This window comes from Oscillatoria sp. FACHB-1406 (assembly GCF_014698145.1).
GTDB lineage: Bacteria > Cyanobacteriota > Cyanobacteriia > Cyanobacteriales > Spirulinaceae > FACHB-1406.
Window position 1 is genome coordinate 121,459 of record NZ_JACJSM010000010.1, and the last position, 12,875, is coordinate 134,333.

Consider the following 12,875-nt stretch of genomic DNA (forward strand, 5'->3'; position numbering starts at 1 on the left):
AACTATGGGATTTTCTGAAATTAACAGGATTGAAGTTTCAATCCCTGATAGGGATTAATGTTAGTTGCAACGCTAACAAAGGACGAATTAAGGAGTTGCGAGAGAAGTTTCAATCCCTGATAGGGATTAATGTTAGTTGCAACTAGCCATCGGGAAGGCTGGAGATACGAGCGTCAGTTTCAATCCCTGATAGGGATTAATGTTAGTTGCAACGCGACGGCGATTTTCAGGCGCAATTAGAATTCATTGAGGTTTCAATCCCTGATAGGGATTAATGTTAGTTGCAACCCGGAGATATTTGATTTAGTCGAATTGCAGCTTGTTTCAATCCCTGATAGGGATTAATGTTAGTTGCAACTCCTCAGCTTGCAACCGATATTGCCCGCCGAATCGTTTCAATCCCTGATAGGGATTAATGTTAGTTGCAACTGTGATAGCTTGATTTTATCCTTTATTTTTTAAAGTTTCAATCCCTGATAGGGATTAATGTTAGTTGCAACCGTCGATCAAACAACAACGCCCGATACTCTGGTGTTTCAATCCCTGATAGGGATTAATGTTAGTTGCAACTCGTGCGATATCGCAAGCGATTGAATCTTCCCAGTTTCAATCCCTGATAGGGATTAATGTTAGTTGCAACCTCGGAGGGAACCTCCGAGGTAACGCCCCTACTGTAGTTTCAATCCCTGATAGGGATTAATGTTAGTTGCAACTGCTACCTGGCACTTTGGGACAGGGTAGCCAAGCAATGGGTGGGTTTCAATCCCTGATAGGGATTAATGTTAGTTGCAACGAGTTTTGCGATTTCCTCCCCATCCCACTGGCGGCGTTTCAATCCCTGATAGGGATTAATGTTAGTTGCAACAGTAGATCGGAGACAAGTGCATGAATAATTACTGTTTCAATCCCTGATAGGGATTAATGTTAGTTGCAACGACATCGACGTGCCATCATTTTGACTCACACAAATTCGTTTCAATCCCTGATAGGGATTAATGTTAGTTGCAACTCGATACCATATCGCTACGGCGCAAGCGATCGCGGTTTCAATCCCTGATAGGGATTAATGTTAGTTGCAACAACAATGATTGAATATTATGCCATCGTATCAACCGTTTCAATCCCTGATAGGGATTAATGTTAGTTGCAACTCCTTGAGGAATTCTTGCAACCGTTTATCTTGATTGTTTCAATCCCTGATAGGGATTAATGTTAGTTGCAACAAGCCGATATCGCGCGATCGAATGGGGATTGATTCACGTTTCAATCCCTGATAGGGATTAATGTTAGTTGCAACGGCAGTCCATTAGCGCTAGGCGTAACCATTCTGTGTTTCAATCCCTGATAGGGATTAATGTTAGTTGCAACGAGCGGGAAATATCGCAGGCTAACAAAAGTTTAAGTTTCAATCCCTGATAGGGATTAATGTTAGTTGCAACGTCCTTATTTAAGATATAAACTACAAGATAAAGTTGTTTCAATCCCTGATAGGGATTAATGTTAGTTGCAACTGTAGCCACGCCGCAGCAACGCAGGCATCGGCATCGTTTCAATCCCTGATAGGGATTAATGTTAGTTGCAACTTGTCATAGTTAAATTTGTCCGAGATAATGAGGAGTTTCAATCCCTGATAGGGATTAATGTTAGTTGCAACTCTCTACCAATCCGCTATCGCCGCGCCTACAATTGCCGTTTCAATCCCTGATAGGGATTAATGTTAGTTGCAACCGCTGGCTCTGAAACCCTTGCTGTATTTGGTTTTCAAGGTTCATTTCCGGGAGACTTAACCTAAAGTACCATTTCAGACTCCGGCTTGTCAATTGGGTAGGTAGCAACAACGCTTCAAACCTTTACAGAATAAGCATCCTAGCGATCGCGGGAGACCAAAAAGGGGACGAAGGGCATCAAACGCTTACAGTATCTCGATTCTAGCCTCCCAAAGCAGGGAGCCAAAATTTACACCCCCAGTCTCCCGGCAATTAAACAAAAAATACAGTGGGATCGATTGGCTCGATTCCGCCAATACGTTCGATCTTCTTTTGGCAGCAAGCGCACAGCGGCACGAACAAAATGCTGTCCTCCTCGGGCTTGATTACTTTGCTCAGACGCGATCGCAGTTTAGCATACTGCGTTTCTGTCAGATCGGCGCACTCAAACACGCTGTATTGCATCCACTGTCCGTAAGATTTCAAAATCTTGTGAATCTTCGTTCGGCGCTTATCTTCGCGGATATCGTAAGAAACAAAAAAGAACACGATCGCAATTTAAAAGGTAAAATTCAGGCAAATCAAACGACGCTATCCATGAATGGCACTGACTTAAGGCGGGTGGACGCTACCCGCCCTACGAAATATCAACGCTTACTTCAGTGCCATTCAGCTATCAATAAATAGCAATCAATTATTTCAGAACCAACGGCGGATACTTATCGATTTCACCCATTAAGTATTTCCCCAGCAATCGCGCTTGAATTTCATAAGCTTGTCGATAAGTACACTTACGTCCGAGAACTGGATGCTTGAACTCAGACTGTTTTTTCTTCTCGCAAAGCGTTAAAAAAGTTTTGCGCCCTTCATCCGTCAGCCGAACGACATTACTAATCGGTTCTACCGTAAAATCAGCCCGCGTTAACTTACCATTGTTGATGGCATTCAAAATAACGCTATCGACAACCAAAGGACGAAACTCCTCCATTAAATCTAGCGCTAAACCAACACGACCGTAGTGTTTAAGGTGAAGATACCCTAAATAAGGGTCAAAGCCGACAATTTGGATAGCACTTTCGAGGTCATATCGCAATAATGTGTAGCCAAAATTCATGAGAGCGTTGACCGCATCGGTAGCCGGTCGATGGCGGGTTTTAAACGTAAAGTCTTCTACCCGAATCAATCGATCGAAAACGCGAAAATATGCCGCGCTTCCGGCTCCTTCTAAACCGCGCAAAGAGTTAATATTATCAACGCGATCGAGTTTAGCGATCGCAGTGCTAATTTGCTCGATCGCGCTGTCGAAGTTGAGTTCGCTGCGATCGCGTTGTGCCTGTCTTAAACTACGTTGATAATTCTTTAATTTTCCTCGAATAAATCCCCGCACAACATGAATCGATTGTGGCGTTTCTCCGGCGGCTTTCCATTGAGCGCTACGAAGAAAAATATTCTTACTCGGTTCTGCTTCCAGCTTACCCAAAAACTTGCCAGTATTGCTTAAATAAACAAGCGGAATTTTGCGCTGACATAATTCCGCGATCGCAGCGGGCGAAACCGTCGCTCGCCCCAATACCACCAACCCTTCGACTTTAATAAACGGCACGTCTAAAATCGTCTTTTTCTCTGCCTTGACTTGAATTCGCTCGTCAACTTTACCGATGAAAGCATCTTCTTGGTTAATGTAAATCGTTCCCATCATTTTGTTCCTCAACTAATCTTCTTGATACTTCTGAACTTTTTCTGCTGCTTTGGGCAAACAGCGATCGTACAAACTGCATCCTTTACAGCGCTTGCTGTAAATTGCAGGCGGTCTTTTTTCCGTCGCAAAAAGTGCGCGAACGGCAGCAATTGTCGTTATTGTCTCCTCGCGCAAAGCCGCTGTCAGTGCCACTTCTTGCCGCTGGTGAGATTGGGCGTAATAGACGTAACCGCGATCGATTGTTCGCCCCGTCATTTCCTCCAAACATAAGGCTTGAGCGCAAACTTGTAACTCATCGTTATCCCACTCTCCCTTGCGCCCGCGCTTATATTCAACCGGATATATTTCACCTTCTTTTGACTCGACTAAATCCGCTTTTCCTATCAACCTATAGCGCTCAGCCCTCAACCAAATCGCCCGTACTTGCCAAGTTTCCTCGCGAAAACCTTCACCGAGAGTGTGGACGCGATCGTGCAAACTCGTGCCTTCAATTGTGTATTGATTCTCTTCAAATTCCCCCGCACAAAACATCAACCAGCACCGATGCGGGCAGTAATTGTATTGATTGAGCGCTGCGATTTGAATCGGGTCTTCTTGTTCTTTTTTAAAATCAAGAACAAAGATTGCTTCTGAATTTTGTTTTACTTTCATGTTCTCCAAATTTCAAAAAAAATACTAAAGTTTTCAGCTTCATCTTAATTATCAATTGTCCATTATCCATTATCAATTAACCTCCGTACCATCCCCATCCCCATCGTCGTTTTCCGCCCGATGCCGCAGTAGAGCGCAAAATCTGCGAGGGCATTTAATTGCTTAATGCGATCGGGTTCGATGTCTCCTAAAATTCGATAAGTAATCTCTCCCGTGCAACCGATAAACTTACTCCGAGAATCGCGAGTAATAACGGTTTTAATATCGAAGAAACTAGGAAATAAACTCTCAATTTTGACATCGGAAAACTCAATTTCGCTGTATTTATTCCAGCGATTGAGTAAACTTTGGAACACCGATTCGCGGTTGGGGAGGGCGCAATCGTGCTTGCCTTGGCGGAAAGCGGTAGGGGTGGCGAACTGGAAGGAGAGAGAAAGTTCGAGATCGCTCGCGCGATCGTACAATTGAGCGTAGGGACAAGCATTCGCCCAAGGTTGCCCCCGCTGCGGCGTTCCCAAGATACTGGTAATCTGTAGATCTGCCGAGCCGAGATGCCAAGGACGTTCCGGGTTTAAATTCAACCAAAGTTGCGTTAACTTGCCGAACAATTCATCATCAAGCAGTGAAATTCGCCACCAACAAGGCATCCCCGCCGGAATCGCACGATTGTGTTCCCATATCATCATTTCTCGCCTTGAATTCCCCTGAATTTGTAAGGGCGAAAGCGTAAAAGCTTTGTCCGCACTGTTATCGTGAAGATAGGTTCCGAGGGGAGGATCGACAGAACTAACCAAAGTAAGAAATAGCGCGTGTAAATGCCTGCCGGTGAGATATCCGGGAACAATGGGAGAGCGGGGGAGAAGGTTGAGAACGAGACTGTAGGGCATAGTTTTGTGTTAGGGTACGTGGGATGCAAGCCTTGAGTTACGATTCAATTTAACTTGATGAAATTTAGGCTAAAATCGAGATAAAAAAGTTCTTCGAGCCTTTCAAAACCGTTAAAATCATTCCGTCAATTGCTGCTTCATTTTAAATTTTCAAAAAAAGGTCTATAGCTATGATTTCCATTCCTAGTTCCGACTTTATGCCACCAGACGTTTACCTAAAATTAGAAGAAAACAGCGATGTCAAGCATGAATATCGTCAGGGGGAAGTTTATGCAATGGCAGGAGCTAGTAATAACCACGTGTTGATTGCTGGGAACTTTTACGTTGTTTTAAGAAACAAGTTGCGAGGGAGCGGCTGTCTGCCCTTCATCGCCGATACAAAAGTCCGAATTGAAACCCAGAATACTTACTACTATCCCGATGTTGTGGTAACTTGCGATCGCCGCGATCGCGACTTGACAAATTTCCTCCTTTATCCTTGTTTGATTGTCGAAGTTCTATCGGAAACAACCGAAGCTTTCGATAGGGGAGATAAGTTTGCGGACTATCGAGAAATCGGAACTTTACAAGAGTATGTCCTCGTCAGTCAAACGCGGATGAGAGTCGATGTGTTTCGTCGCGATCGGGAGGGACAGTGGGTGTTGTCTTCTTACAAGGAGGGCGATACGCTGCATTTAGCAAGTCTGGATTTAGATGTGGCAGTACAGGAGTTATATGAAGATATAGAGTTATCTTCACATTCTCAAATCATGAATGATTTATGATTGAGCAATCCAAAATTCCTCGTTATCAGGACACTTTAGAGCAATACCCGCTGCTGCAATAGCTAGAATTCCTGAAAGACTCGGAAAAAATAGATACTCTTGTTGCTCGAACAAGTCATCAACAACAATTGGATAGCTATCTATCCCTTGTCTTCTTAGCTTACAAATTGCCCAGCGATTTTTCTGATGTTCGCGAACGATGACTCCCGGCATTAACGATGGTGTAAGCTCTTGCAAAAGAGCCGTCGAACGTATGCTACCTCCTGATGTCCGTTTAAGCGTACAATTTTCAAAGGCATAAAGTTTACAGAGATAGCGAGCCTTGAACTCTTCAAGCTCATGAACGACTAGCTCAAAAACGAGTTGGTAGGTCTCCTCAGCCCGATGAGTAACAATAATGCGATCGCCTTCTGATATAAATTCATAAAATCTCATCAAATGTAGAGGGTCAAGATTCGTTTCACCTACTTCGTCGAGAAGAAAGTTGTGAGGGTCGTATATCTTTACATTCGGCAACAAATTTTCTCGAAACTGAAATAAGGGGTTATAACTGGTTGTCAGAATTTTGGCATACTCCAATAACTCTTCAGCTTTGTCTCGATCTGCTCGAATAAACTCCTCAATTTTTTCAATTGGCAGACGATTGCTCTTAACATCTTCCCATTCTTCAGGATAGTTTGCTCGTAAAAAACTGATAACACAGCTTTGACCTCCTTTGATGTCTTTCCACTTCTTTTTAATTCCAGAAAGTTCTGCTTTTACAATATTTTCAGCACCGAGAATAACATTCATTCGCTTGCGCTGAAAATCCCAATCTCTTTTTCCATTTAGAACGCTCTGTAAGGTATTGTAAAGTTGGAGAACTAAGCTTTCTTCAGGAAGCCCAGCCAAATAGCATTGAAGTTCGAGGAGGGGTCTAGCCATCTCTAAAAATGCTTCCGATCGCCAGTATATTTCTAGGAAGGGATGCTTCATGCAAGACAGATTTTCTAGCATTCCTTTCAAGGCTTCACGTCCGCCCTGTAAGTCCAACTCTGTAATTCCTTCTTCCCATGCTTTTTCAGGTAAATAAGCAATTGCTTCTGAAGCAACTGTCGTTTCTGGTTTCCCTAAAACTCGACCGACACGACCGACTCGCTGCCAAAAAGAAGCGCGATCGCGGGCTGAAAAAATGAGCCAGTCTAAATTTTGACGAGAGGGAGAATTCTCTCGCTCAAAATTGAACCCAACATCAACGGTACTGGTGGCGAGAATTATTTGTTTTTGGGCGGCAGCATGACGTTTTTCTTTAGGAGTATCGCCCGTTATTCTACCGCATAAATCTTTATAACCCTTTTCTGTTAAGCGACTTGAAATTCGATTAAGGGTATCCTTCGAGTCGAGAATAACTGCTCCATATTGGTTAGGACGCTCTTGCAGCCGTTGAATAACTTCTGCTGCTATCTCAGCAATCATACTTTCTTTATCGAGATATTTGCGAAGCTCTAATCGTACTTCTGTTTGAGAAGGAATGAGATTTTTGACCTGACTTGTTCCGTCAATACGAGCAATTCTTACGCCATGCTGCGAGAGGAGATTAAGCGCTTCTTCGCAAGCAGGCTCCGGTGTGGCGGTCAGGAGAACGATTTTGCGATTGTGTTGAAAGTAACCGAAGACTTGAGATAGCGCGAGATAAAAAAATAAGCTAACGAGTTGCTTGGCACTATAGAGATGGAATTCATCAAAAATAACTGTGGCAAAACTGCTGTAGAATTCGCTAGCGAGATTGGCGCGATCGAGGCGATTATATTGAAAGAAAGCAGCGTAATAAAAGATATCGGGATTTGTCACCAATAAAATCGGTTTACCGCCGCCACATTCTGGAAAAAGAGTGGCAGGTTCTCGCAGAACATTATAGATTTTTTCTCCAGAGCGCTTACCGACGCGATCGTTTCGCCAAGAGTGGACTTGTGCTGCTGATGCTGCTTTGACGATATGCGGCAAGTTGGCATCGCGAACGAACTTTGCAGCAGCTTCTGTTTGTTGGTCGATGAGAGCATTTGTCGGCGCGACATAAACCGCATTACGTTGGGGATTGTGAAGCAAAAGGCTTAAACCTGCCTTAGTTTTCCCCGTCCCCGTTGCTGCCAAGTCCAGGATAATATCGCAAGATTTACCAGCTTGATAGACATCAACTTGATGCTGTAATGCTGGCTTCAAGAATTCTAGTTCTGGCGGAAAGTCAGAGCAACTTGAAATACTAGCAGGTTCCAGAACGATGTTTAAATTAGTCACGATCTTGTCCTCCACAGAAATTAAGATTTGCCGGACAAATAAAGTTGCCAATTTGCCATGCAGCCCCTCGGAAGCGTAAATTTTTGAGGAGTGAAGCTGGAGGCATTGCAATTAGATCGAAAGCTAAAAGCTCGATATTTTGAGGCAAGTCTGCGACATTAAGATAAGTATTGCAAGAGTAGGTATCGATAGGAAGTTCGCGAACCTTGAGTTGCTGTACTTGCTCGACTCGAACTTTGCTGATAAATTTGCCAACGCGGATATATTCAGGGAGTTCGCGATCGCCGAATACAATAGTTTGAAACCGATTACCTCGTTCGATAAGTCGCAATCTGCCGGTTTGAGGAAAGTTACTGGGGCGATAGCTATTCGGTTTTTTGCCGGTGCGACTGAGCGGTAAGTCTTCCCGCGCCGTGGCGACGCGATTATTCGTCATCGCATACCAATAAGCGTCGGAAAGTGCGTTAAAACGCTCGAATCGCAGCGATGCAGAGCCTCCAATCGGCCAAGCGGGGAGGATATAACTTTGACCGCTCAGGGGCGTTAAATCCTCAAAATAACGAGGTTTGCCTGTTTCTTCACCGATGAGGCGATAGGGCGATCGCGCCCATCCTAGCGCATAAGCGAGAGCATAGTTACCGATCGCACTTTCTGTGTAGTAAGTATCCGACAGTTCTCGCGAAGCAAAAAATATCGGTTCGGCACACCAGAGTTCGATTAAAGACGCAGTAGAATACTTTGTCAGACCCGAAGATGAAGCGGGATTCATAAAGACCAACTAGAAGTTAAGGAACAGACGATGTTTCCCCAATTCAACAATGAAATTGCAAGTGGGATTTAGGGCGGACAATTGCCCACCCCATTAGGAAGAGAGTAGCTTACTTGAATCTTTTATGACTCGCCAGATTCTACGTCTGTCTTCGTTTTTTTATCTTTCCCTTTCTTGCCAGAATTTTCACCCTTTATTTTTCGCCAAGGTTCGTAAGATTCGCTCAAGCGTTTAAGAAACGTTTCCTGCTCTGATGTAGACCAATGGCGATCGACATCAGCGATTAGCTCATCACACTCTGCTGCTGAAAGTTGCATCGAAATTCCTCGCTTATTGTTCCAAGTTGCAATAGCTTCTGCTGTTGCAGCTAGCAGAGTTTCTAACTCGAAAGGATGTTCTAGCTCGGGTCGCTCTTTTTTGAGCAGATCGTAAACATTTTGAACTAATTCAAGGGAACTGGGTAATTCGGCTATACCACCGAAGACTCCGATAATTTGATTATCCATCCGCCCGATTCGACTCGAAACTGCCCCGTAGCGAGTGGTTAGTAAAATATTACCCAAAACGTACCGAAGCTCATCTGCTGTTACATCTTTCAGGGTAACGATATCAAGGAAATGAACGCCCGGTTTGATATATTCGCTGGTATTGAGTGCTGTCGAAGCATTTCCTTTTTCATCGCGCATCGTTCCCGTTTCAAAAATAGCATTAATCGTGCGATCGCCGATTAATTCCGTACTCGGTAAAACAGTAAAGGCATCCTCAGTCCAAACGCGACTTTTTTGTGCGCCCTCTCCACCTGCGGCAAACCCATAAAGGAAACAATCAATGCACATTTCGCACGGTGCGTTAGTATTAAGCGCGCAAAGTTCCTTGGTTTTCGGTGCAGGGTATAAGAGGTTATGAGACCGTAAAAATTCTCGCCCCTTGCGCCGTTCTGGGGCAACTTGTTTGCGTTTGGTCATCACCAACCGAGGAATTGATTCTGTATGAGTTACGCCTGCCTGGACGTATTCCGCACACATCGGCTCTCCCGTTCCTTCTGTCCGAAAAATTGTTTCTGATTTGGTGGTGCGGAGAACAACTAAGCCAATCGTCCGACCTTTCGGGAAGTTTTCATAGTTTGGAGCAAGAAAAGGTTGTAGTTTTTCGATAGACATGATTATTTCCTCCTGTTTGCGATTCATGAATAGTGCAAGTTATGACTTTGCTTCAGATGACTTGATTTCACCTGACTTTTCTAGCTCTGCTTTCGCTTGCTGTTGCGCTTCTTTTAAGAAAAAAAGGTAAGCTGCCTCTAAAGTCTTGCTGTCTGCGAGCAAGCGCTCTGGGCGCTCTTGGTAAATATCATGAAAAAATTTTCTGAGTACATCATAAAAAGCTTTGACTTGTTCGTACTTCGTTGCTCCTACACCATGTTCGCGAATTCGATCGAGTCGGGTATGATACTGCTGAGAGAGGGCAGCAAAAATTGTCTCCCAGTCCATATGAGGTTTACGCAACTTGACTGCCTTTATAAAATCCGAAAAGGGTTCTGTTTGAGCCGTTCTTCGATATGAACTTCCCCACAGCTTACCGACAACAGCTAAATGAGCAGCTTGCTTAAGATATCTTGAAATTTGTTCATGTTCTTCTGACATTAAACTCTCCAATAAAGTATTCAAAGGTTTACGAATGCGAGTCCAGATTGCCTCTAAGTTAGGATCGTCTTGTTCTCGCAAAATCCAACGCAGTAGAACGTAATAAAAATTGAGTGGGCGAGTAGCTGCCTTTGCTAAGTCATATAAGCAATCATCTTTTTTCTGAAGGCTTGCTACAGAAACAGCAAGTTTTCCAAGGCAGCGCAACCGCTCTAAAACTCGTTCTGCTGTCAAAACTTTTTTTCTGTTTTTCTCTGATAAATGCCCATCGCGGCAATATTGTCCGTTACCCAAGAGAGGTTGTAAAGATGAAGGAATGCCTTCAACGCTTCCAAACGCATTCCAAGTTGGCTCAACTTCTAAGTTCGCACTTAAAATAAAAGGGAAGCCGAATTCTAAGGCTAAACTCATCTCTAAAGCAAGGCGAAGCGATTTCAGCAGCGCTACTGAGTTGTTCACTTCTCCCCAAATCGTTGGAATCGTTACTGTCGAATTAATAAACTCCGCACGTTTGGGTAAGGCTAAGCCAACCACTTTATTCGCCTTGAACACTTTAATGTTATCGCGATAAAGTTGTAGTTCGTCAACTGTTACTGCTCCATCCTCATTAACCTCTGCTGTCTGTTGCAAAAACTTTTGCCAAATTGCTCTCAATTCGGGACTCGCTCCCTTCGGTAAGGAAAAATGAAGGTATAAAGGGTCATTTTTTACAGTTTTGGGGAAATTTGCTCCTACTGCCATTAGCTGGTAGCCTAGGGCTAATAAATTAGCTGCCCTCCGTTTGGGTTCGGCAATCATTCCTCCAGGCAGACGATTGGAAAAAGCTTGAACCTTTGTCGCAGGTGGCATTTTAGGAGAACTTAATTCTCCGACGTGTTGTGAGGTTGTACCCAAGGAACAACGCTGGCGAGGATTGGCTTCAACATAAGCGGTTAATTCTTCATAACCCCGCCAATTTGTCGCGGTAGGAAAGCTCAACAGTTGTCGAACGGCATCAACTAACTCTGTCGATACTTCACTGTCTTCTGTCTGTCTCAGTTGAAAAGAATCTTCTAAGGTAGCGTATACAGAATCCAAACCACTAATTACTGCTTTCGCTGCAAATAAACAACGTCCGTACTGCGGGTTAAAAGGTTCTAACGCGCTACGTTGCTCTGGTGTTATGCCAACACGCTCGGCAATTCTCGCCCAAACTTCTTTGGTGCTAATTCCGGCAGCGCGGTAGCTTAAATAAGCAGTCTTGAGTCCTTCGGAAATGGCAAATTCTTCGGCGTTGGATATCGGTTCTAGCCCAACAGCAAGAGCAGCAGCGACAGCATCTTCTCCCGCATCCTGACTATATTTCTTAATTGTTTCTGCTACTTTGTCAAATTTGTAGCCGTTTGCTTTGCGAAGAAGCAGTTTATCGACTTCTTCAAGGGTTGCTTCTGGGTTTTGTTGGATGGCTTGCGAATCTATTTTTATTCCGTCTTTTGTTGCTTTTAACAGTTGCTCGACATTGCCTCCAAAGACGCGATCTATCTTTTTTTGCCACGTTCGGGCGATTGATGGAGAAATATCTTCTGCGGGGAAAGCTTCACCGATAAAGATGAGTCCATCGGGGTTAATCGCGAGAATCTGTAAATCGCGAGCGCGTAATACTTCTTCGCACGCAGATAGCAGTAGAGAAGTCAAGTATCCTCGATCGGCAGATAAGGTCACTTCAAAGAGTTGAATCGGACGGTTTAAAGCAACGGTCAATTCATTTTCAACCTTACGAATTCGCGTGGCTTTATCAATACCTAGATCGAATAAGTCACCGCCAATTAACATAGCTGCCCAGCGCTTAATATCTGGATTTTCGGGCAAAAAACGTATTCCGTCGCTAGTATTATGACCGGAATGACGCTCGATAATCCGCCGAATCAATTCGAGGTCTTCTTCTGTTTTGGCAAATTCACTAACGCAAGCAGCGGCGAGTTGTTCTTTGAGAAAGGTGCGATCGCGCGCTAAAGTTTTTACATTCCGACCATCATCAGTTAACTTATTTAAATCGTGGACAGCGGTAGCAGCTAACAGACAAGCTCGTTTATCTTCAGGCGTTTTAGCAATTTTACTCGCTGTCAGCACGAACTGGCAGGCAGAATCCAAATGTTCTGCTAGCGTGCGTCCTTCACGAGTTCCATATTGGGCGTGTTGGGCGTGTAATTCATAAAGTCGAGGGCGAACTTCGTAGAAATACCGCTCGTCTAAGCTTTGAGCTTCTTTTTTGTCGAAGAAACCAACCATGATTTTTAGTTAAGAATCGATCCGATCCCAGTCGGGAGTGATTGAAGCAGAGAAGTATGACGCTTCAGTCCATTTTTATACTGCCGAATATTTGCAGTTAGATACGTTCAATGAAGTTCTCGCACCAATGGTGCGAGTTTTTTGAATTCCGATTAGAAGATTCGAGATTGAGGGTCGATCCCAAAATCAATCTCTAATGTTCTCAATGGCAGTCGAA

Annotated in this window: 9 protein-coding genes and 1 CRISPR repeat array (1 of these 10 running past the window's edge); of the genes, 1 reads left to right on the forward strand and 8 read right to left on the reverse strand. The window is 44.0% G+C overall.

Going from position 1 to position 12,875, the window contains the following annotated elements; translation table 11 throughout:
• Window positions 1–1,728: a CRISPR direct-repeat array (repeat unit 37 nt; unit sequence GTTTCAATCCCTGATAGGGATTAATGTTAGTTGCAAC) (it extends 109 nt beyond the left edge of the window).
• 251 nt (window positions 1,729–1,979) lie between these two features.
• The 4 genes from cas2 to cas6 all read right to left on the reverse strand — a co-directional run bounded on the left by cas2 (window position 1,980) and on the right by cas6 (window position 4,943).
• On the reverse strand, window positions 1,980–2,255 hold the full coding sequence (gene cas2 / locus H6G50_RS12290) for a CRISPR-associated endonuclease Cas2 (protein WP_190716603.1): 276 nt from the start codon (window positions 2,253–2,255) through the stop codon (window positions 1,980–1,982).
• A 145-nt stretch (window positions 2,256–2,400) separates the two neighbouring features.
• A complete protein-coding gene (gene cas1d, locus H6G50_RS12295; RefSeq protein WP_347239927.1) occupies window positions 2,401–3,405 on the reverse strand; it encodes a type I-D CRISPR-associated endonuclease Cas1d in 1,005 nt (334 codons plus the stop codon).
• 12 nt (window positions 3,406–3,417) lie between these two features.
• Window positions 3,418–4,056 (reverse strand): CRISPR-associated protein Cas4, encoded by a 639-nt coding sequence (gene cas4 / locus H6G50_RS12300; protein ID WP_190716605.1) that lies wholly within the window; start codon window positions 4,054–4,056, stop codon window positions 3,418–3,420.
• A gap of 62 nt (window positions 4,057–4,118) precedes the next feature.
• On the reverse strand, window positions 4,119–4,943 hold the full coding sequence (cas6, locus tag H6G50_RS12305) for a CRISPR-associated endoribonuclease Cas6 (protein WP_190716607.1): 825 nt from the start codon (window positions 4,941–4,943) through the stop codon (window positions 4,119–4,121).
• A 170-nt stretch (window positions 4,944–5,113) separates the two neighbouring features.
• On the opposite strand from cas6, the gene H6G50_RS12310 reads away from it, so the two are divergent.
• A complete protein-coding gene (locus tag H6G50_RS12310) occupies window positions 5,114–5,707 on the forward strand; it encodes a Uma2 family endonuclease (RefSeq protein WP_190716609.1) in 594 nt (197 codons plus the stop codon).
• On the opposite strand, the gene cas3 is transcribed toward H6G50_RS12310, so the two are convergent.
• The 4 genes from cas3 to H6G50_RS12330 form a co-directional block, all read right to left on the reverse strand.
• Entirely contained in the window at window positions 5,702–7,981 is a 2,280-nt protein-coding gene (gene cas3, locus H6G50_RS12315) for a type I-D CRISPR-associated helicase Cas3' (RefSeq protein WP_190716611.1), read from the reverse strand. The two genes, H6G50_RS12310 and cas3, sit on opposite strands and share 6 nt — an antisense overlap.
• The gene (cas5d, locus tag H6G50_RS12320; RefSeq protein ID WP_190716612.1) at window positions 7,974–8,750 is read right to left on the reverse strand and encodes a type I-D CRISPR-associated protein Cas5/Csc1; all 777 of its coding nucleotides are present in this window, start codon (window positions 8,748–8,750) and stop codon (window positions 7,974–7,976) included. Before cas5d ends, cas3 begins: the two co-directional genes overlap by 8 nt.
• A 122-nt stretch (window positions 8,751–8,872) precedes the next feature.
• Window positions 8,873–9,910: a type I-D CRISPR-associated protein Cas7/Csc2 gene (gene cas7d, locus H6G50_RS12325; protein ID WP_190716614.1), complete on the reverse strand. Its 1,038-nt coding sequence runs from the start codon at window positions 9,908–9,910 to the stop codon at window positions 8,873–8,875.
• Window positions 9,911–9,949: 39 nt separating this feature from the next.
• Window positions 9,950–12,658: a CRISPR-associated protein Csc3 gene (locus tag H6G50_RS12330; RefSeq protein WP_190716616.1), complete on the reverse strand. Its 2,709-nt coding sequence runs from the start codon at window positions 12,656–12,658 to the stop codon at window positions 9,950–9,952.
• Between the last annotated feature and the right edge of the window lie 217 nt (window positions 12,659–12,875).

Excerpts from the sequence above, each read along its gene's own strand:
- cas1d (WP_347239927.1), bottom strand. The coding sequence starts at position 3,405 with ATGATGGGAACGATTTACATTAACCAAGAAGATGCTTTCATCGGTAAA.
- cas4 (WP_190716605.1), bottom strand. The coding sequence starts at position 4,056 with ATGAAAGTAAAACAAAATTCAGAAGCAATCTTTGTTCTTGATTTTAAA.
- cas5d (WP_190716612.1), bottom strand. The coding sequence starts at position 8,750 with ATGAATCCCGCTTCATCTTCGGGTCTGACAAAGTATTCTACTGCGTCT.
- H6G50_RS12310 (WP_190716609.1), top strand. The coding sequence starts at position 5,114 with ATGATTTCCATTCCTAGTTCCGACTTTATGCCACCAGACGTTTACCTA.
- H6G50_RS12330 (WP_190716616.1), bottom strand. The coding sequence starts at position 12,658 with ATGGTTGGTTTCTTCGACAAAAAAGAAGCTCAAAGCTTAGACGAGCGG.
- cas6 (WP_190716607.1), bottom strand. The coding sequence starts at position 4,943 with ATGCCCTACAGTCTCGTTCTCAACCTTCTCCCCCGCTCTCCCATTGTT.
- cas7d (WP_190716614.1), bottom strand. The coding sequence starts at position 9,910 with ATGTCTATCGAAAAACTACAACCTTTTCTTGCTCCAAACTATGAAAAC.